This is a genomic window from Paenibacillus soyae (genome assembly GCF_024623455.1).
GTDB lineage: Bacteria > Bacillota > Bacilli > Paenibacillales > Paenibacillaceae > Pristimantibacillus > Pristimantibacillus soyae.
Genome location: NZ_JANIPJ010000018.1, coordinates 89460 through 108125, shown reverse-complemented (window position 1 = coordinate 108125; position 18666 = coordinate 89460). Strand labels below are relative to the sequence as shown.

Sequence of the window (18666 nt, the reverse complement as noted above, 5' to 3'; positions counted from 1 at the left end):
GGTGCTTATGGAGATTACTCTAAAAGAAACGGAAGAAGGCGTACCGCTCGAGCTCGAGCTGTACGCCTTCTCCAGACAAGAAGAGCTGACGGCTTGGGGCTTTGGAGAGCAGGAAAGCCGAGCGTTTCTGGCGATGCAGTTCCAGGCAAGGCAAATGTCCTACCGGATGCAATATCCGAATGGAGTTCGCTGGATCATCCTCCGCGCAGGCGAACAAGCCGGCATGGTGCATACGGAGAACGGCGAGAGCGAGATGGTCATTATCGACCTCTCGCTTTTGCCCGCCATGCGGAATCAGGGCATCGGGTCGAAGGTGCTGTCCATGCTTCAGGACGAGGCTCGAGGGATGGGCAAGCCGCTGCGTTTAACGGTGAGGAAGGATAATCCGGCTCTCCGTCTATACGAGCGACTATCTTTTGTACCGGTGAGGGAAGACGAGCTGCAGGTATCCATGGTTTGGTCTTCATGATCGCATTGTTTTGCGAAATCGTAAGTTAACCATCGAAGCAATCGGCAGCCGCTTCGCCGCGGCGTCGATTTCTTAATAGATAACCACGAAGACATACGAAAGGGGAATTACGGCAATGGAACAATATGTGGGGGAAATTCGCATGTTCGCCGGTACTTTTGCACCAGTTGGATGGGTGCTGTGCGACGGCTCGCTGCTGCCAATCTCGCAGTACGACACGTTGTTTGCTCTGCTCGGCACAACATACGGAGGAGACGGCCAGAACACGTTCGCCGTGCCGAATTTGACGGGTCGCCTGCCGATCGGCCAAGGAACATCCACGGCTTCCGGCACGAATTATCCGCTGGGAAGCATGGGGGGCGTTGAGTCGGTTACGCTTATTCAGAATCAGCTTCCTCAGCATACGCACGCGGCGAATGCCAACTCGCTTGCGGGCACGGCGGTTGGACCGACCGGCGCATTCTGGGCGGGAGACGCCACGCAGAATACGTATTCGACCAGCGCGGTTTCAGGGCAGATGAACCCGCAATCGCTTTCCGCGGTCGGCGGAAACCAGCCGCATGACAACATGATGCCTTATTTGCCGCTTAATTACATCATTGCAACCGAAGGGATTTTCCCTCAGCAAGACTAAGCTAAGCGAATGCTTACGATGTTCCGCTGCGTTACACAAAACTAAGCGAATGCTTACGATGTTCCGCTGCGTTACACAAAACTTAAGGAGGCCCTGAAATGTCGGAATCATATATCGGAGAGATTAAATTGTTCGGCTTCGGGTTCACGCCCAAGAACTGGCTCCCGTGCCAAGGGCAGCTGCTGCCTATTAATCAGAATCAGGCTTTGTTCGCGATTCTGGGAACGACTTACGGAGGGAACGGAGTCACAACGTTCGCATTGCCCGATTTGAGAGGGAGGGTGCCGGTGCATACCGGTAACGGAGTGACGCTCGGGCAAATCGCCGGAGCAGAATCGCATACGCTGACGTTGAACGAAATCCCTGCCCACACCCACACCGTGTCGGCTAGTACGACGGTCTCGAATCAATATTCGCCCGTAGGGAATGTGTGGGCCGAAGCAGCGAACGGAACCTCCGTCTTCTCGCCCGAGGCGAATACGACGCTGCGGGCCGACGCGATCGGCGCGGCGGGCGGCAGCCAGCCGCATACGAATATGCAGCCGTATTTGGCGATGAACTATTGCATCTGCGTCAACGGGATCTTCCCGTCGCAGAACTAATCGAGAGAAGGAGGCTGGAACGATGGAACCGTTTGTAGGAGAGATTAGGGCATTTGCCGGCAATTTTGCGCCCAAGGGCTGGGCGTTGTGCAATGGCCAGCTGCTGCCCATTATGCAGAACACGGCGCTCTTCTCGTTATTAGGCGTTACATATGGCGGCGACGGAAGAACGACGTTTGCCCTTCCCAATTTGATGGGAAGAGCCCCTATGCAGCAAGGGCAGGGAGCCGGACTTACGCTTCGGCAGCAAGGAGCACCCGGCGGTACGCCGAGCGTTACGCTTCTGACGAGCGAGATACCGATGCATACCCATGTGCCCGCGAATGCAACGTCCGGCACGACGGGCTCCCCGGAGAACGCCGTTTGGGCAGGTGTCGTACAGGGACGGAGCACGACTCCCGTTTACAGTCCGACGCCGAATGCGGCGATGAATCCGGCGGCCGTCTCCCCGGCGGGCGGCAGTCAGCCCCATAATAATATGCAGCCTTATTTGGGAGTTAATTTTATTATCGCTTTGCAAGGCGTATTTCCTTCCAGACCATAGGCGTAAGACGGGACGGCTTCCGATTGGAGGCCGTTCTTTTTTTCTGTTAATCGTGATTAAAGCTTGAAGCCGATGAGTCGACGGCGTGTGGGTGCTCTAAGTGAATAGCGGATAAAATGGTGTTATTTCGAAGCAGTAATAGGTTATCGTTCAAATAGCGGCATAAACGGCACTAATTTCTTAGAAAATGAGGGTTATCTTCATATGGGGACCCAATAAGGGTATTATGGGTGCTATTTCGGAGTATTGTTCAAGTTCACGGGTAAATAACAGTAAAATCGCCGCTATTCCATAGACCACATCCAACCATCCCATCAGGAGAAGGCTTGGATTCCGTTCCGGACCTGAAGATGAGGTAACGGCGGCTCGAATGGTTGCCGTACGCGCAGACATGGTATAATCATAGGGTGAAATTTGAAATTTGATCGATTAAGGAGCGACATCCAATGAATTCGATATGGGAACTGATTATACCGGTGTTGATTATAGCATTCTGCTGCGCGCTTATGGCGGCGCGCCGGGATCGCAGCCCGCTGCTGTGGTTCGGACTCGGGCTATGCCTGAACGTCATTGCGCTAGCGATTATCGGCGGCACGCCGTTCCGCGACGGCTCGCGGCGTGATTACTTCGGCGCGAAGAAGGGATCGAACGCAGGCTCTGGCGACAACTTGGACAAGTCGTAGCGTACGAGAGGCCTCGATGAAATATTTTATAACGGATATTCATGGTGATGGGATCGGGCTGGAGAAGCTGCTCGCGCATGCCTCAATGAATTGGAGTACGGACCAACTCGTGTTCGGTGGAGACTATATTGATCGAGGCCATCACAGCGGCAAGGTGCTGAAGAAGGTCATGTCTCTGATGGAGGCGCATCCGGAGAGCGTATTCGCGGTTGTCGGTAACCATGAGGAAATGATGCTCGACTATTTCCGGCATGGCGATCCGCTCTGGATGAAGCATGGCGGGAAGGAGGCGCTGCCTGAGCTGAAGGCGGAATTCGGTAAGAGTTTCGATGAGATGCTTAGGTGGGTCGACGAATTGCCGATTATCCATCAGGATGACGAGTTTGTTTACACGCATTCGGGTCTCGAGGTCGACACGCCATTGGCGAATCAGACGCGCGAAATCCTATGGATGGACGAGTCAGCCTTCTATGGGTTATCCAGAGAGGGCATTCTTGCGCTTACGCAAGGTAAACCGGTCGTACACGGCCATACCCCGGTGGAGCGGATATACTTCGACGGGGCGAGGCTGAACGGGGATTTGGGCAGCAACACGTATTGGATCGAGGAGGAGCGGGCTCTCGGACTCGTCAATTTGACGGCGATGGACTATGTTGCCTATCGGCAGGCCAACGGCAGCTTAACCACTCGTAAAATAATGAAGTTCTGACTTCCGCCGCCGTGCCGGAAACGTTGGTTTGGAGCCCAATAAGCCGAAAAAATCGGCTTAATTGTCCTCCGGAGCTAGCATGGAGCCCAATAGGCCGAAAAAATCGGCTTAATTGTCCTCCGGAGCTAGCATGGAACCCAATAGACCGGAAAAATCGGTTTAATTGCCCTCCGGTGCCAGTTTGGGGCTCAATAAGCCGAAAAAATCGGCTTAATTGCCTCCGTTGCCTGCGCTGCGCGGGCAACCTGCCCGGTCGTTAGCTTGCCCATAGTACGGGGTCAAGCGGATATCCGCTCATTTTTTTATTGTCCAATGATCCGGCCGCGCAAGCGTCGCCGGGATCTTCGTCGCGGCGTCGCCCTTGGCCGCGTTCAGCTGGAATTGCGTGAGGAAGAGACTTCCGCTCAGGTCCGCGCCTGTGACGTCCGCGTCGCGGAAATCCGCGCCGATCAGATCGGCGCCCCGCAAGTCCGCGCCGCTTAGATTCGCCGCGATCAGATAAGCGCCGCGAAGATTCGCTCCCCGCAAATCCGCGTTTTTCAGCTTGGCGCCCATCAAGTTCGCGCCTCGTCCGTACGCTTTGCGGCGGCCGCCTCCCTTAAGCCCGCGCAGCGTCTCCTCCCGCACCAGCTCGCTGGTCCGCATCAGAAGTTCATTCACATTCGCCCGATGCGGGACGATATCCAGCTTCAGCAGGGAGTCGCCGTCCAGCCTGGCGAGTCTCTCCGTTTCTTCGAGCGCCTCGCGCAGATTCTCGTGAATCGGCTCCGTCACGGATAACGACAGTGCCTCTTCCACGTACCACAGCAATTCATGCAGCTGGCGCATGACCGGCAGAGCGCCGAACATGGCTTCCGCCGACTCCTTATGCCTGCGCCAATCCCGTCCGCCGAATGTTACCTGAGACAGATACTGCCCCGCGCCGAAGCAGTCGAATACCGTACAGCCTTTGTAGCCGATCGTCCGGAGATTGCCGTGCACCCCGCAGCGAAAATCGTCTTTCAAGTTCGCGCAGGCTTGTCCGGCGGCCTTGTCGACCGCGAAGTCGACCGAGGCGGCGAACGGCAGCGCGACGCAGCACAGGCCGAAGCAGCTATCGCAATCCGCTTTTAATCGATGAACCATAACCTGTTAATCTTCCCTTCCGTACCTCATCTCATAGCTCCATCTTAAAGCAAGCCGGAAGCCATGAAAAGACCGCAGCCCGGTAAAGCTTAACTATGAACGATTTATTACCCTCTATCGCTCTAGCATTTGTAATATAGTAATGGTTAAAAATACCATGGGAGAGTCGTTGAATATGTATCCTAAACTAAAAGCGCAACGATCCGTTCTGGATCCGAATGACTTGGCTGTTCACTTGAGAGGGCAATACGATTTGGGAGAATGGGAGCGATGCGAATATTGGCTGCAAGGGCTTAATGATACTTATCGGGTTCGAACGAGCAGCGGCTTCTATGTACTCCGGGTTTACCGTGCGACCGTTCAGGAGGCCGATGTGTCCTACGAGCTCCATCTGTTAACGCAGCTCAGCAGTCATCTAGTCGAAGGGAGAACGAGGGTGGCAGAGGCGATTCCCGCAAGAGACGGTCGTCCGTACATCTTGCTGGGGGCGCCGGAAGGGAAGAGGGCGGCGGCGTTATTCCGTTATGCCGAAGGGATCGAGAATGTCTTGCACGACGAGGAGTCCTGCTATGCCTTCGGCCAATCGGCCGCCGAGCTGCATGAGGCGATGAACCGGCTTGTCATGACGCAGCCTCGTTCCGAGCTGAATACGGCTTTCCTAATCGACGAGCCCGTAGAGCGGGTCATCGGCTATATCGGAGCGAGCCATGCAGCCGCGCCGTTTCTGCGTGGGTTTGCGGAGTCGCTGAAGGAGCGGATTGGACGCTTTGCCGCTCAAGGTCTCGACTGGGGGCTGTGTCACGGCGATATGCATGGAAACAACAATGCCTTCCAGCAGGGGGAAGGATTTGTCCATTACGATTTCGAGTGGGCCGCGCCGGGCTGGCGCGCTTACGATCTCGCTCAAGTGAAGATAAGAAAACGCCTGCCTGCGGAGGGGAAAGAAAGGCTGTGGGCGTCGCTGCTGTCCGGCTACCGTTCTGTCCGCCCATTCTCCCTCCTTGACGAAGAGGCGGTCGATACTTTCATTTGGGCGCGGCGATTGTGGGTGATGGGACTCGACGTGATGTTTATTCCCACCTTGTCCGGAGCTTTGGACTATTCGGAGGACTGGCTTGAGGGCTTCGTGAACGAGTTCCGCAGTTCGTCCATGCTCTGAGCGCAATTATCCCCTCTGCAGCGCTAAGTTTTGGGAACTATAACCCAACAAAGGGTAATAATAGCATTTTTAGGACGCTTGGATACTATTACCATCTACCTACTCTGCCCTTCGCAAACCCAGAAGCCGCAAGGGTTTTGCGAGTAAAGCGCTTACCTGACCACGCCTCTGGCCCTAATTCTGTGAAAAGGTTAATCTTTCTCCCGTTTTGACCGTGTTATAATCTTGCCAGAGCTCGGATGACGAAAGACCGGTAACATTACCATTAACGGGAGGTAGTCATGATCAGAGGAAACAAGCGAAGCGGCAGGCGCTTCATCATCGCGGTTTGGGCGATGCTCCTGCTTAGCGTCATGCCGTTATCGGCATTTGCCGCGCAAGAAGAAGCGGCGGTGGCGAAGGACGTCACGATTAAGCTTGACGGAGAGGCCGTGAAGCTGGCCGATCCCATAAGAAAGCTAGACGGCAGGCTGTTCCTGCCGGTGGCGAGAGTCGCCGAGTTGTTCGGCGCGAAGGTAACATGGAATTCGAAAACGGAAGAAGCAAGCCTACATACAGCGCTGGGAGATCAGATTATTTTCGGCAACGAAGTACCTGTCGTGTATTTTAACGACGGCCGCTATATGCTGACCGAGACGCCGTTTATTGCGGACGGCCGCATGTACATCCCGCTCAGGGATGCCGCCGAGCTGCTTCATGCCAAGGTGAAGTGGAACGACGAGGAGAATACGGCGGAGCTCACGACGGTAGAGCCGGCGATCGTCACGGAGGAGTACGGATTAGCGGAGATTAGCGCGGAGACGGGCAGCAGCAGCGCGGTGCTTCTTGCCCGCAACGAGCTTGACGCCAAAGCCGAGCTGAAGGCGGGCGCCAAGGTTAGAGTCGTCATCCCATCCGTCTTGTCCCGCGAAGCGAAGCCTTTCACCGAAGAAGACTATATGCTTCTCGCCAAGATCACGCAAGTGGAGTCGGGCAACGAATCCTACGAGGGACAGCTCGGCGTAGCCAATGTCATTCTGAATCGGGTCAAGGATTCCAGGTTTCCGAATTCGATTAAAGGCGTCATCTACTCCGGCAAGCAATTCCCGCCCGCGCATAACGGACTGCTCGACAAGAGCAAGCCGAACGCGAGCGTGCTGCGCGCGGCCAAGGATGCGCTGAACGGCAAGAACAACGTGGAGAACGCGGTGTATTTCTTCAACCCGAAGGTGTCCACGAGCTCGTTCTTCAAGAAGCTGGACGTTATTGTCACGATCGGTCATCACAGCTTTGCGAAATAAGGCCATGATACGAATCCTTTCCTAAGGAGTCGGGTGCTCGAGAAGGTGAACCTTCCGGGCATCCGGCTCTTTTTCGTGGGGACGAACAGAATGGGCGGGGCTTCTTCGTTTCCTGTTCTTTTGCTATACTGTATATAGCCTATACAGTTTACAATCTATCCACTAGACAAAGGAGCTAATTCGATGCCAAGCGGTCCATATAACGGGGAAGAGGATGACTTCGGCAGCTTGCCAGGCGGCGTGAAGCTGAGCTGGGGAATCGTGAAGAAGCCCAAGCGGGGACCGAAGGGGGAGCTCAGCATTCCGCAAATTGTGGAGGCGGCGATGGGCATTGCGGACGAGGAGGGACTCGCGGCCGTATCCATGAGCAAAGTAGCCCAGAAGCTCGGCTTTACGCCGATGTCCCTTTACCGCTATGTCAGCAGCAAAGAGGAGCTGATCCAGCTCATGCAGGATGCGGCCTGCGACATTAGGGTGCCATCGCTCCGAGAAGAGGTGGGCTGGCGCGAGGAGATGCGCGAATTTTTCGAGGAGAGCGTCCGCGTGTTCCGTGAGCATCCTTGGTATGCCGATATCCAGATTACGAGTATTCCGCTAACGCCTAACATCCTGCGCATGATTGATTGGATGATGCGGATCATGCGGAATTTTCCCCTTAACGATTTTGAGAAGATGTCTTTTGTCTTGCTGCTCAGCAGCTATGCGAGGGCTTGCGGGTTGATCGAGAGGGATATGATCGGCGTCATGCGGTCGGGCAAAACGATGGAGGAGTTTGGCGGGATCCAGTTCACCGCCGCTCTGAAAAAACTCGTCAAGCAAGAGCAGTTTCCTTATTTGTATCCTGTTCTTATGTCCGGCGCATACACGGGCGAGGTGGAGAGCCCGATCGGCGACGACCTGGCGTTTGGCCTGGAGCGCATCTTGGACAGCATCGAGCAGTACGTTGAGACGAGACGGGCGATGCAATCCGGAAACTAACCAACAAAAAGAGAGTCTGCAACCTCGCGCTCAGGCGGGGCTGCAGACTTTTTTTGTCGGCAGGTAATTTACGGGTACCGCGTTCCTGCTATCTGCGCCCGGCTTTCCTGCGGAAGGCCGCCGCGCTCCAGAGAAGCGAGAGCAGCAGAATGCCGCAGCACCACAGCAGCGCCTGCCAGCCGCTGTCGCCGACGGGGGTGCCGGACAGCAGGGCGCGCATCGTCTCGATGACCGGCGTGATCGGCTGATGGTTCGCGAAGCCCTGCATCCAGGACGGCATCGTATTCGTCGGGACGAACGCGCTCGACAGGTACGGGAGGAACAGCAGGATGAAGCCGTATCCGCTTGCGGCTGCCGGACTCCCGGTGACGAGGCCGATCGACGCGAACAGCCAAGTGAACGTCAGGATGAACAGAACGACGACGCCGAGAGCCGCCAGCCATCCTCCGAAGCTCGCGGACGACTCGAAGCCGACGAGCAGCGCCACCGAGATGACGATACAGGTCGCGAGCACGTTGCGCACGAGGCTGGCAACGACGTGGCCGGTAATGACGCTCATGGCACGGATCGGCATCGTCCGGAACCGGTCGATGATGCCGTTCGTCATATCCGTCGCCACGTCCACGGCCGTGCTGGAGGAGCCGAAGCCCGCGCATAGAAGAATGATGCCCGGCACGACGTAATTGACGTAATTGCCTGTAGGATCGAGCGCGCCTCCGAAGACATACGTAAACAGCAGCATGAGTAGAATAGGAAGCATTATGGCCATCATCAGCGACTCGACATTGCGAAGGCTATGGCGAAGGCTTCTGCCGATGAATACGGCGTTGGTCGTTAGGAACGATGGGGATTTGGCGGTGGCGGTCAGAGCTGTTTTCATGAAATTGCAGCCTCCTTCTTATCGGCGGAATTCGTGTAATTCCCGGTCAACGCGACGAATACATCATCCATGCTTGGCTTGCGGATGCCGATGCGCGTTCCTTCCGGGAACAGTCCTGCCATCTCGTTCAACGTTTTCCTTACGTCCGCGGCGCTTCCGCTGGTCGGGATCGATGCGAGCAATTCGTCCGCGGCATCCCGGAATTCAATGACCTCGCCGCCTACGCGGGCCTTGAGCTCCTCGGCCGTGCCTTCCGCTACGATACGCCCTCCGTTAATAACCGCGATCCGGTCTGCCAGCTCATCCGCTTCCTCCAAATATTGCGTCGTAAGAAATACGGTAATGCCGTGCTCCTTCAGCCGCAAAATCATATCCCACAAGGCCCGGCGGCTAATCGTATCGAGACCGGTCGTCGGTTCGTCCAGGAACAGAACCGGCCTGCTGGCGATCAGGCTAATCGCCAGATCCAGTCTCCGGCGCATGCCGCCCGAATAGGTTCTGGCGCGTTTGCCAGCTGCGGCCTCCAGCTCGAATTGCCGGAGCAGCTCCGCCGACCGGACGCGGGACTCCGCTCCGGACAGCCCGGACAGCCGGCACATCATCCGAAGATTCTCTTCTCCCGTCAGCATCTCGTCGACGGCGGCGAATTGTCCGGTCAGGCTGATGGACCGTTTCACCTCGTTTCTTGCGCGTACGACGTCATGCCCGGCTATGCGGGCGGCTCCTTCGTCGGGAGCGACCAGTGTGGACAAAATATGAATCAGCGTCGTCTTGCCTGCGCCGTTCGGTCCGAGCAGGGCGAAGATGGCGCCAGCCGGGACGGACAAATCGAGTCCTTTCAGCACGGCCGTCTTGCCGAAGGACTTGTGAAGCCCCGATACTTCAATTGCAAATGCGGTCATGGTCGATCATCCTCTCATAAACTGTATGTTATATAAACAGTATATGTTGTAATCAGTTTTTATTCCTCATCCTCGAGACGGATTTGCGGGAGGACCGAGGTTGTATGGGATGTTAAGTGTCTTGATAAGATGGAAATGGCATGGGATAATTATCGTGACATAACTGAGTCTAAGTGACAGATTATTTTGGGGGTGGCAAGATGCATCATATTCCCGTGAAGCTTGGAGAAGGCGGGCGCTTGGTCATACCTGCTGAAATTAGGAAAACGCTTGGTCTCGAGATCGGGGACGAGCTGTTGCTTCATATGGAGAACGGGAAGCTCGTTGTCATGACTCGCAAGCAGGCCATCCAATACGTGCAAGAGCAGATGAGCCGTTATGACGTCGGACAAAGAGTGTTATCCGAGGAGCTCATGGAGGAACGCAGGGGAGAAGAAAGGGATGAATAGGCTTGCCGTGCTGGATGCATCTGCCGTTCTTGCTTTACTTTTTCGGGAACGGGGCTCCGAGTTGGTCGCTCAGTATGTGGAATCCTTTGAAACCTGCCTGTCGGCGGTTAATTTCTCCGAAGTTGTCGCGAAGCAACGGGAGCTGCATATACCGGAAGAGTCGACGATGGAATATTTAGGCCTGCTCGGCATTGAAATCGTGGCCTTCGATTCGGAAGCGGCGATACAGACTGCGGCATTGCGAGAGGTAACGAAATTCCGCGGTTTATCCCTCGGAGACAGGGCTTGCTTGGCTCTTGGGAAAATGCGGAATTGTCCTGTCCTTACGGCCGACAAAGCATGGAGCGGGACGAATTTAGGAGTCGAAATCATCGTTATAAGATAAAAGAAGGGCGGCGCGATTACGCGCCGCCCTTCGTATGCCGCTGTCACTTGAACCATCCCTTGCCCCTGAACCATAGCAGAAGACCACCGCCGATCGTCAGCATCACGCCAAGCACCGCGAAGTAGCCCCATCTTGTCCCGAGCTCCGGCATATGCTCGAAGTTCATGCCGTAGATGCTCGCGATGAACGTCATCGGAATGAACACCGCCGTCATGACGGTCAGCGTCTTCATAATCGTATTCATCCGGTTCGAGTTAATGGAGAGATAGCTGTCTCGCAGATCGGCCGTCATGTCCCGGTTGGACTCGATCATCTCGGACAGCTTCAGCAGGTGATCGTGAATATCCGTGAAATAAGCCCTCAACTGCTCCATGTCGTCAATCCGGTCTGAGCCGATGACCCGGTACAGAAGATCGCGCATCGGCACGATCGTGCGCCGCAGCTTAAGCAGCTTGGACCGAATGTCGAAGACGCATTCCATCAGGTACTGGATCCGATCCGTGCTCACGCTGTTCTCGATCTCATGGAGCTCTTCTTCGATCTGGTAGACGCACGGGAAGTAGTGGTCGACGAGCTTATCCATGACGACGTACGCGGCGAAGAGATGGCCGTTGCGGTCGCTCTTTTTCAGCCGCAATATTTTGCTCCACGCATCCTCGATTTCCCGGGAATGGTTGAAGTGGAACGTAACGATGAAGCGGCTGCCCACGAACATGTCGACCTCTTCCGCGGCGTAGGTCACGGGATTAATGGCGTGCATGACGAAGAAATGCACGTTCTCGTAATGATCCAGCTTCGGCCGCTGGAGCAGATGCATGCAGTCCTCCACGGCGAGCGGGTGGAAGCGGAAGTGGGTGTCGAGCAGCAGCGCTTCCTCCTCGGTCGGGATGTTGAAGTCGACCCAATACCACTTGATGCCCGGACCGGACAGCTCCTCGAGCGGCAGATCGGTCAGCAGCTGTTCGTCCCGGGTGAAAGCTAACGTGCGGATCATCGTATTCCTCCTTGCCCAAACATCATAGGGTTTATTATAACCGATGGCGGCGAAAGGAGGTACAGACGGCAGCCCTGGGACGAGCCTATCCTCCGATCTTCGCCAAGGAAAGGGCATCAAAACCAAGTTTTTGGCATTTCGGAGGCGGGAAGACGGTTGCTACAATGAAAGCACGGCGCCTACCCCGGGAGTCTGGGTAAGTCCATGCCGTGGGAATCACGATAACGGAGGAAAGGAGCTCGCCACTAATGAAAGCGCTAACAAAATAAAAAGGAGGCTATTTATGAGAAAACCGTTTGTTTATTTGCTGTTATTCGTTTTTGCGGTAACGCTGCTGCCGGTGCAGGCCGCGGCTTTTACCGGTGAAGTCCCGTTAGGCTCGGGCTCGTATTCCACGGTACTCCCTCCGGGAGCGACTAATCCTCAGTCTACGATATACAAAACCGGCAACGTTACCGGACCGATGCAGACGAACGACTGGTGGAGCAGCTTGGCATGGAGCACGTATTCCGAGGCGCAATACCCGCACCCGCTCGCGATCAAAAATCAATCGGACGGCATCCGGATCTATTATCCGGGCAATCGGATCACATCCAATTCCTCCTGCGTGTGCGGGTGGATCAACGACATCCACGATTTTACGGTCGGGCATACGGGCTCGGCTTCGTTCCCGGACGCCAAGGTTGACGGCTTCAACGATTGGTTCGTCAAGGCTCGCTACCAGAACGGGGCGAACGCGATGAACGTGACGTACGGCCATGGTTCTCCTTACGTTTATTTTACGTTTGCGGGGGGCAGTCCGAAGCTCTCCTTCTATACGCCTCCGACCGTCTGGTCCGGCAATGCCTCCACGCCGGTGCTCGGCATTACGATGGAGGGCGCGCATTACGGCCTGTTCGGCGCCAATGGCAGCACGTGGAGCGGAATCGGCACCAAGACGCTGACCAATAACGGCAGCTCCTACTTCTCCATTGCCGTCCTTCCGGACAATTCCCAGCAGACCTTGAACAAATTCGCACAGTACGCCTACTCCCATGTAACGAACTCGCAGGTCAGCTACTCCTACAATGCGTCGACCAGCGAAGTGACCTCGACGTTCACCTACACGACCGAAGCGAAGCAGGGCACGCAGGCGGGCACCATCTTCGCGCTTTATCCTCATCAATGGAAAAACTCCGCAAAAGCCCTACTGCCCTATACTTACAACTCCGTGCGCGGCACGATGAAGACGGCGGAGGGAACCTCCTTCCAGACGAAAATGAAATTTACCGGCGTGCTCCCGTCGCTGCCGGACAAAGGCTCTTACAACAAAGCGACGCTGCAGCAGTACGTCAACGAAGCGGAAGCCGAAACCTATTCCGGAACCGGCGACACGTATTGGGTCGGGAAGCGTCTCGGCAAGCTGGCGACGCTGGCTCCGATCGCGGACCAGGTCGGCGATACGACCGCGGCGAATAAATTCCGCAACGAGATCAAATCGATTCTGCAGAGCTGGTTCAAAGCGAGCGATTCCGCAGGCAACCTGAAGAGCCAGAACATGTTCTACTATAACAGCAATTGGGGAACGCTCATCGGCTATCCGGCCAGCTACGGCTCCGCCGATGAATTGAACGACCACCACTTCCATTACGGCTACTTCATCAAAGCGGCGGCCGAGGTGGCCCGCGTCGACAAGGCTTGGGCGCAAAGCTGGGGCCCGATGGTCAATCTGCTCATCCGGGATATCGCGAACACGAACCGGAATGACGGCATGTTCCCGTACTTACGCAATTTCGATCCGTATGCCGGCCATTCGTGGGCTTCCGGCCATGCCAAATTCGGTGACGGCAACAACAACGAGTCCTCGTCGGAAGGCATGAACGCATGGGCGGCCATGGTGCTGTGGGGCCAGGCGACCGGCGACGCCGCGATCCGCGACGCGGGCATCGCGCTCTACACGAACGAGATGAACGCGATCAACGAATATTGGTTCGACGTGACGGGCGCGAATTATCCGGCGGGCTTCACCCGTTCGACGGCGAGCATGGTATGGGGCGGCAAGACCGTCGGCGACGGGACGTGGTGGACCGGCAATCCGGAGGAGGTTCACGGCATTAACTGGCTTCCGTTCTCGGCGGCTTCGCTTTATCTGACGCATCATCCGGCTTACGCGAATACGAACTATACCGCGCTGGTCAGCGAGAACGGAGGCACGAGCTTCGACGCTTGGGAAGACTTGATCTACATGTACCGGGCGATCTCGAACCCGGCGGAGGCGAAGAGCTTCTGGGCGTCCCGCGGCGGCGCGCTCGGCGCCGAGGCCGGCAACTCCAAGGCGAACGCCTACCACTGGATCTACAATTTGGATGCTGTAGGCAATGCCGATCCGAACGTGACGGCCAATACGCCGCTGTACGCGGTCTTCAACAAAAACGGCGTCAAGACGCATATCGCCTACAATATGACGAACTCGCCGATCACGGTGACGTTCTCCGACGGCACCGTAGTGAACGTGCCGGCGAACAGCTTCAACACGGGCGGCGGCAGCGGAGGAGGCGGCGGAGGCAACGGAGGAGGCCAGCAATACACGGCGCCCGATTATACCATCACTGTGACAAAGCCGACGGCCTCATCGGAGAAAATCACGTTCCAGCCGACGACGCCGGCCCTTTACGTGGACATTCATTACACCGTTAACGGCATGAATCAACAGAATGTCCGGATGATCAACAGCAACGGCACGTGGGAGCATACCATTAACGGATTGAGCGCGGGACAATCGATGGACATCTGGTTCACGTACGAGAAGTCGGGCCCGCAATACGACTCGCCTCACTATACGTATTCGCATTAAGCAGGCCGCTGCTTGCGGAGAAACCCGGCGGACAAAATAAAGGCAGACGAAAGCTGCGAGACATGGTATACTCTTACAAATTTACGGAGCAGAGGAGTGTAGGCCATGTTTGTAGCGAAACCATCTGAAGGACAGTATCCGCCGCCGTTCATCCGTTATTTCGAGCAGGTGCCGGAGGGCGACGTTATCGCGATGCTGGAGGCGCAGGAGCTGGAGATTGCCGGACTGTTCGGAGAATTAACCGAGGAGCAAAGCTTGCTGCGTTATGCCGAAGGCAAGTGGAGCATGAAGGAGGCGCTCGGCCACATTATGGATACGGAGCGGATTATGACATACCGGCTGCTCTGCGCCGCCCGATCGGACCAGACGCCGCTGCCCCTCCATCCCGACTCGTTCGTGTACGGCACGAGCTTCGACCGCCGTCCTCTTGGAGACATCATCGCGGAATTCCGGACGGTAAGGACGGCATCGCTGGCCCTTCTAAGAAGCCTAACCGAGGAAGAGCTGGGCAACTCGGGCATTGTGGGCGGCAGCCGCACGAAGGCCGCCGCGCTCGCGTATTTCAAGCTGGGCCATGCGCAGCATCATATTACGATTCATAAGGAGCGTTATTTGCCGCTTCTGTAACCTAGCCATAATAGTCAAAGAGGGAGGCTCCTGCAGCCTCCCTCTTTGCGTTGTTCGCTATCCGCCTCTTATTTCAGCTTCCCCGTCGACTCCCTGAAGATCGGCTCCGTCTTGACGTGCGTGATCTGGAAGGGCCTTGCAGGATCCTTCACTCGCGCGAGCAGCATGTCCGCCGCGATAATGCCCATCTGATTGTTCGGAATATGGGCCGTCGTGAGAGGCGGGTCCACGATCCGGGACTCCGGCGAGTCGTCGAAGCCGCACACCGCCACGTCCTCCGGAATCCGCACATTTCGGTTCTTGAGCGCCTTCATTAAGCCGATCGCGATAAAATCGTTCGCGCATACAAAGGCGGCAGGCAGCTCGTTCATTCGGTCCAATTGCCGCTCCATCCACTCGGGCTCGAAGAAGAAGCGGTCTTCTTCCGTTATGCATACGGACGGATCCGGCTTCAAGCTGGCATCGGCGAGCGCCCGATTGAACCCCGCCCATCTTTCGTTAAAGCTTTTGCAATGATTGTAGTCCCCGACGAAGCCCAGCTTCTTGTGGCCGTTCTCGATTAACCGGCTCGTCATTCTGTACGAGCTGTGCTTGTTCTCCATGAGGATCAGATCCGCTTGCAGATCGGTATAGAATATCTCGGAAGTCGAATCGATGAAGATGGCCGGAATGCCGAGTCCGCTGACCAGCTCGCTGTAGCCTTTATCGAACATTTCGATGCAGATGATGCCGTCTACCTTGGAGGCCTCGAAGTTTTTGGGGAGGACCATGGCTTCGATCTCATATTCCCGGACCATATGAATGGACAGGTTATAGCCTTCCGAGCTGATCTTAATCTCGAGACCGTTCAACAGCTGGGAGCCGAAATGCGAGATGCCCGGCAAGTTGCACGTAAGGAGGGCGATATTGCCCGGCGCCTTCGTCATTACGCTGTCGGTATCGACATATGCGAATTGCTTATATTTAAGCTCGATTGCCTTTTTTATGACTTTGTTTCGCGTCTCCGCGGGAATGCTTTCGACGCCGTTGAGCGCCTTGGATGCCGTGTTCCTGGATATGCCCAAAGCATCGGCAATGTCCTGTATCGTAACCTTTTCTTTGGCCATTTCGAAGTACCACCTTTTTTTGGATAACCTGCGAGCAGCTTGATTACATTAACTTTATACCAATTGGGCAAAAAGTTCAATTTAATTTTTACAAATGAATAAATGAATTAGTGTATTTGTAAATTAACTATCTGATAATCAAATGTAAAGTTATTTGTGTGCATAATGAAAAAATCTTAAGCAAGAACCTTGATTGAATTGATAGAAGGAGATGCGTAAAATGCTTTGATGCTGCGGATTTCAATTGACAGTATGCCAATTTTACATCACATATGACTAACTCAACGAATGCAAATGACAAAATAATTTGTGCAAAACATGTTGACATTTTTCAGATGCCGATGATAAATTGATTGTGCAGATGTCAATGAAAACCCTTACTTCAAGGGTGTAAATGTTTGCTTTGAATATCGTATTCACAGGATCGGGGGTCATCGAAGTGCAGGAAACATGGCGGAAGCCAAGCGTGGGAATAGGCGTCGCGCGAAGACGGGAAGGGATCAAAGACAAGCTTCGATTTATGAAGAGCAACTATTTCTTATACCTGCTAATCGCGCCGGCTTTCCTATTGACGATCATTTTTAAGTACGTGCCGATGTACGGGGTCATTATCGCGTTTAAGGATTTCAGCTACAGCAAAGGCATTCTAGGCAGCGAATTCGTAGGCTTCAAGCATTTCGCCGAGTTTCTGAACTCGCCGAATTTCGAAGTGATTTTCATGAATACCCTGAAGCTTAGCGCATACGGACTTCTTCTCGGGTTCCCCATCCCGATAATATTAGCTCTCATGCTGAACCAATTGCGCAAGGCCGCAGCGAAGAAAAACATCCAGCTTATCCTCTACGCGCCGAACTTTATATCGGTCGTCGTCATCGTGGGCATGCTGTTCGTCTTCCTGTCCCCGACCGGTCCGATCAACAAGATCGTCACGTTAATGGCGGGTCACCCGATTACGTTCATGTCGGACCCGGAGTACTTCCGGGCGATTTATATTCTGTCGGGCATCTGGCAGACGGCCGGCTGGTCTTCCATCATCTTCGTGGCGGCGCTGGCGGCGGTGGATCCGGAGCTGCACCATGCGGCGAACATCGACGGCGCGAACCTGCTGCAGAGAATCTGGCATATCGATCTGCCGGCACTCAAGCCGGTCATGGCGATCCTGTTCATTCTTTCGGCGGGCGGCATTATGGCGATCGGGCACGAGAAGGCGTTCCTGATGCAGACCGCGCTCAATATTCCGACCTCGGAGATTATCGCGACCTATGTGTACAAGGTGGGGCTGAAGTCCGGCGACTATTCGTATTCCGCGGCGATCGGCTTGTTCAATTCCATCATTAATATTATCCTGCTCGTCCTCGTGAATTCGGTCGTGAAGAAACTGAACGAAGGCGACGGCCTGTACTAGGAGGGAGAATCGAAACATGAACATCAAGCCGACGCGGCTCGATCGAGCCGTGCTTGCCATTAACCTTTGCTTGCTCGTCCTGGCGGTTCTGGTCGTCATCATTCCGCTGATCTACGTCGTCATTGCTTCCTTCATGGAACCGACGGCTCTGCTGAATAAGGGCATCTCCTTGAACCTCGCCGATTATAGCGTCCAAGGCTACAAGCTGATTCTAGGCAACGAAGCCATGCTTCGGGGATTCGTTAACGCCGTTTATTATTCGGTCGCGTTCACGGCGGTTACCGTCATCGTCTCCTTGTTCGCCGGGTATCCGCTGGCGGTCGATAAGTTCGTCGGGAAGACGTTTTTTATGACCCTGTTCATCATCACGATGTTTTTCGGCGGCGGCCTGATCCCGACGTTTCTCGTCGTGAAGGAGCTCGGCATGCTGAATACGCCATGGGCGATCATCCTGCCTGCGGCTATCAACGTGTGGAACATTATCTTGGCGAGAACCTTCTTCAAGGGCATTCCTAAGGAGCTGAGCGAAGCCGCGAAGGTGGACGGCGCTTCGGAGCTCCGGATCTTCCTCGGAATCGTGCTGCCGCTTTCCAAGCCGATCATCTTCGTTCTCGCGCTGTACGCGTTCGTCGGGCAATGGAATTCCTATTTCGACGCGATGATTTATTTGGAGGACCAGAAGCTCTATCCGCTGCAGCTCGTTCTTCGCTCCATACTCATCCAGAATCAGGTGGACCCCAGCATGATTACGGACCGGACGGCCATGGCGGAGATGAAGCGGCTCTCGGAGATGATCAAATACGCGTCCATAGTCATATCGAGTCTGCCGTTGCTCGTGATGTACCCGTTCTTCCAGAAGTACTTCGAGAAAGGTGTCATGGTCGGCTCCCTGAAATAAGGAG

20 protein-coding genes are annotated in these 18666 nt (G+C 55.3%); 15 read left to right on the top strand and 5 right to left on the bottom strand.

The window, feature by feature from the left end; all coding sequences use genetic code 11:
- The first annotated feature begins 7 nt into the window (after window positions 1–7).
- The 6 genes from NQZ67_RS22380 to NQZ67_RS22355 all read left to right on the top strand — a co-directional run bounded on the left by NQZ67_RS22380 (window position 8) and on the right by NQZ67_RS22355 (window position 3641).
- Window positions 8–469 (top strand): GNAT family N-acetyltransferase, encoded by a 462-nt coding sequence (locus NQZ67_RS22380; RefSeq protein WP_257450273.1) that lies wholly within the window; start codon window positions 8–10, stop codon window positions 467–469.
- 115 nt (window positions 470–584) lie between these two features.
- Window positions 585–1103 carry a phage tail protein gene (locus tag NQZ67_RS22375; RefSeq protein WP_257450271.1) on the top strand — a complete coding sequence of 173 codons (519 nt, stop codon included), beginning with the start codon at window positions 585–587 and terminating at the stop codon, window positions 1101–1103.
- Window positions 1104–1201: 98 nt separating this feature from the next.
- Complete coding sequence (locus tag NQZ67_RS22370) at window positions 1202–1705, top strand: phage tail protein (protein ID WP_257450269.1); 504 nt, start codon at window positions 1202–1204, stop codon at window positions 1703–1705.
- Between the two features lie 22 nt (window positions 1706–1727).
- A complete protein-coding gene (locus tag NQZ67_RS22365) occupies window positions 1728–2249 on the top strand; it encodes a phage tail protein (protein WP_257450268.1) in 522 nt (173 codons plus the stop codon).
- A 446-nt stretch (window positions 2250–2695) separates the two neighbouring features.
- Window positions 2696–2932: a hypothetical protein gene (locus NQZ67_RS22360; RefSeq protein WP_257450267.1), complete on the top strand. Its 237-nt coding sequence runs from the start codon at window positions 2696–2698 to the stop codon at window positions 2930–2932.
- 16 nt (window positions 2933–2948) lie between these two features.
- Window positions 2949–3641, top strand: a complete 693-nt coding sequence (locus NQZ67_RS22355) for a metallophosphoesterase family protein (RefSeq protein ID WP_257450265.1) — start codon at window positions 2949–2951, stop codon at window positions 3639–3641.
- Between the two features lie 294 nt (window positions 3642–3935).
- Here the strand turns inward: NQZ67_RS22355 and NQZ67_RS22350 are convergent, their stop codons facing one another.
- Entirely contained in the window at window positions 3936–4766 is an 831-nt protein-coding gene (locus tag NQZ67_RS22350; RefSeq protein ID WP_257450263.1) for a pentapeptide repeat-containing protein, read from the bottom strand.
- A 175-nt stretch (window positions 4767–4941) separates the two neighbouring features.
- Between NQZ67_RS22350 and NQZ67_RS22345 the strand changes: the two genes are divergently transcribed.
- The 3 genes from NQZ67_RS22345 (at window position 4942) to NQZ67_RS22335 (ending at window position 8183) form a co-directional block, all read left to right on the top strand.
- Complete coding sequence (locus NQZ67_RS22345) at window positions 4942–5925, top strand: phosphotransferase (protein ID WP_257450261.1); 984 nt, start codon at window positions 4942–4944, stop codon at window positions 5923–5925.
- A gap of 281 nt (window positions 5926–6206) precedes the next feature.
- Window positions 6207–7205, top strand: a complete 999-nt coding sequence (locus tag NQZ67_RS22340; protein ID WP_257450259.1) for a cell wall hydrolase — start codon at window positions 6207–6209, stop codon at window positions 7203–7205.
- Between the two features lie 183 nt (window positions 7206–7388).
- A complete protein-coding gene (locus tag NQZ67_RS22335; protein WP_257450257.1) occupies window positions 7389–8183 on the top strand; it encodes a TetR/AcrR family transcriptional regulator in 795 nt (264 codons plus the stop codon).
- An 88-nt stretch (window positions 8184–8271) separates the two neighbouring features.
- Here the strand turns inward: NQZ67_RS22335 and NQZ67_RS22330 are convergent, their stop codons facing one another.
- Together NQZ67_RS22330 and NQZ67_RS22325 are read right to left on the bottom strand one after the other, a co-directional pair.
- A complete protein-coding gene (locus tag NQZ67_RS22330; RefSeq protein WP_257450255.1) occupies window positions 8272–9063 on the bottom strand; it encodes an ABC transporter permease in 792 nt (263 codons plus the stop codon).
- Entirely contained in the window at window positions 9060–9965 is a 906-nt protein-coding gene (locus tag NQZ67_RS22325) for an ATP-binding cassette domain-containing protein (RefSeq protein WP_257450253.1), read from the bottom strand. Before NQZ67_RS22325 ends, NQZ67_RS22330 begins: the two co-directional genes overlap by 4 nt.
- A gap of 200 nt (window positions 9966–10165) precedes the next feature.
- Between NQZ67_RS22325 and NQZ67_RS22320 the strand changes: the two genes are divergently transcribed.
- Both NQZ67_RS22320 and NQZ67_RS22315 read left to right on the top strand, forming a co-directional pair.
- Window positions 10166–10414, top strand: coding sequence for an AbrB/MazE/SpoVT family DNA-binding domain-containing protein (locus NQZ67_RS22320; RefSeq protein WP_257450251.1), 249 nt, complete (start codon window positions 10166–10168; stop codon window positions 10412–10414).
- Window positions 10407–10799 carry a type II toxin-antitoxin system VapC family toxin gene (locus NQZ67_RS22315; protein ID WP_257450249.1) on the top strand — a complete coding sequence of 131 codons (393 nt, stop codon included), beginning with the start codon at window positions 10407–10409 and terminating at the stop codon, window positions 10797–10799. The genes NQZ67_RS22320 and NQZ67_RS22315 overlap by 8 nt, the downstream gene beginning before the upstream one ends.
- 43 nt (window positions 10800–10842) lie before the next feature.
- On the opposite strand, the gene corA is transcribed toward NQZ67_RS22315, so the two are convergent.
- Entirely contained in the window at window positions 10843–11793 is a 951-nt protein-coding gene (gene corA, locus NQZ67_RS22310) for a magnesium/cobalt transporter CorA (protein WP_257450247.1), read from the bottom strand.
- A gap of 283 nt (window positions 11794–12076) precedes the next feature.
- Here corA and NQZ67_RS22305 point away from each other — a divergent pair, with 283 nt between their 5' ends.
- Both NQZ67_RS22305 and NQZ67_RS22300 read left to right on the top strand, forming a co-directional pair.
- Window positions 12077–14626 carry a glycosyl hydrolase gene (locus NQZ67_RS22305; RefSeq protein WP_257450245.1) on the top strand — a complete coding sequence of 850 codons (2550 nt, stop codon included), beginning with the start codon at window positions 12077–12079 and terminating at the stop codon, window positions 14624–14626.
- 105 nt (window positions 14627–14731) lie between these two features.
- Window positions 14732–15253, top strand: coding sequence for a DinB family protein (locus NQZ67_RS22300; RefSeq protein ID WP_257450243.1), 522 nt, complete (start codon window positions 14732–14734; stop codon window positions 15251–15253).
- Window positions 15254–15321: 68 nt separating this feature from the next.
- On the opposite strand, the gene NQZ67_RS22295 is transcribed toward NQZ67_RS22300, so the two are convergent.
- The gene (locus tag NQZ67_RS22295) at window positions 15322–16359 is read right to left on the bottom strand and encodes a LacI family DNA-binding transcriptional regulator (RefSeq protein WP_257450241.1); all 1038 of its coding nucleotides are present in this window, start codon (window positions 16357–16359) and stop codon (window positions 15322–15324) included.
- A gap of 520 nt (window positions 16360–16879) precedes the next feature.
- On the opposite strand from NQZ67_RS22295, the gene NQZ67_RS22290 reads away from it, so the two are divergent.
- Window positions 16880–17764, top strand: a complete 885-nt coding sequence (locus NQZ67_RS22290) for an ABC transporter permease (RefSeq protein ID WP_257450364.1) — start codon at window positions 16880–16882, stop codon at window positions 17762–17764.
- A gap of 16 nt (window positions 17765–17780) precedes the next feature.
- On the top strand, window positions 17781–18662 hold the full coding sequence (locus NQZ67_RS22285; RefSeq protein ID WP_257450239.1) for a carbohydrate ABC transporter permease: 882 nt from the start codon (window positions 17781–17783) through the stop codon (window positions 18660–18662).
- Window positions 18663–18666: the final 4 nt, after the last annotated feature.

Coding starts and splice junctions, on each gene's coding strand:
- NQZ67_RS22380 (WP_257450273.1), top strand. CDS start 8: ATGGAGATTACTCTAAAAGAAACGGAAGAAGGCGTACCGCTCGAGCTC.
- NQZ67_RS22375 (WP_257450271.1), top strand. CDS start 585: ATGGAACAATATGTGGGGGAAATTCGCATGTTCGCCGGTACTTTTGCA.
- NQZ67_RS22370 (WP_257450269.1), top strand. CDS start 1,202: ATGTCGGAATCATATATCGGAGAGATTAAATTGTTCGGCTTCGGGTTC.
- NQZ67_RS22365 (WP_257450268.1), top strand. CDS start 1,728: ATGGAACCGTTTGTAGGAGAGATTAGGGCATTTGCCGGCAATTTTGCG.
- NQZ67_RS22360 (WP_257450267.1), top strand. CDS start 2,696: ATGAATTCGATATGGGAACTGATTATACCGGTGTTGATTATAGCATTC.
- NQZ67_RS22355 (WP_257450265.1), top strand. CDS start 2,949: ATGAAATATTTTATAACGGATATTCATGGTGATGGGATCGGGCTGGAG.
- NQZ67_RS22350 (WP_257450263.1), bottom strand. CDS start 4,766: ATGGTTCATCGATTAAAAGCGGATTGCGATAGCTGCTTCGGCCTGTGC.
- NQZ67_RS22345 (WP_257450261.1), top strand. CDS start 4,942: ATGTATCCTAAACTAAAAGCGCAACGATCCGTTCTGGATCCGAATGAC.
- NQZ67_RS22340 (WP_257450259.1), top strand. CDS start 6,207: ATGATCAGAGGAAACAAGCGAAGCGGCAGGCGCTTCATCATCGCGGTT.
- NQZ67_RS22335 (WP_257450257.1), top strand. CDS start 7,389: ATGCCAAGCGGTCCATATAACGGGGAAGAGGATGACTTCGGCAGCTTG.
- NQZ67_RS22330 (WP_257450255.1), bottom strand. CDS start 9,063: ATGAAAACAGCTCTGACCGCCACCGCCAAATCCCCATCGTTCCTAACG.
- NQZ67_RS22325 (WP_257450253.1), bottom strand. CDS start 9,965: ATGACCGCATTTGCAATTGAAGTATCGGGGCTTCACAAGTCCTTCGGC.
- NQZ67_RS22320 (WP_257450251.1), top strand. CDS start 10,166: ATGCATCATATTCCCGTGAAGCTTGGAGAAGGCGGGCGCTTGGTCATA.
- NQZ67_RS22315 (WP_257450249.1), top strand. CDS start 10,407: ATGAATAGGCTTGCCGTGCTGGATGCATCTGCCGTTCTTGCTTTACTT.
- corA (WP_257450247.1), bottom strand. CDS start 11,793: ATGATCCGCACGTTAGCTTTCACCCGGGACGAACAGCTGCTGACCGAT.
- NQZ67_RS22305 (WP_257450245.1), top strand. CDS start 12,077: ATGAGAAAACCGTTTGTTTATTTGCTGTTATTCGTTTTTGCGGTAACG.
- NQZ67_RS22300 (WP_257450243.1), top strand. CDS start 14,732: ATGTTTGTAGCGAAACCATCTGAAGGACAGTATCCGCCGCCGTTCATC.
- NQZ67_RS22295 (WP_257450241.1), bottom strand. CDS start 16,359: ATGGCCAAAGAAAAGGTTACGATACAGGACATTGCCGATGCTTTGGGC.
- NQZ67_RS22290 (WP_257450364.1), top strand. CDS start 16,880: ATGAAGAGCAACTATTTCTTATACCTGCTAATCGCGCCGGCTTTCCTA.
- NQZ67_RS22285 (WP_257450239.1), top strand. CDS start 17,781: ATGAACATCAAGCCGACGCGGCTCGATCGAGCCGTGCTTGCCATTAAC.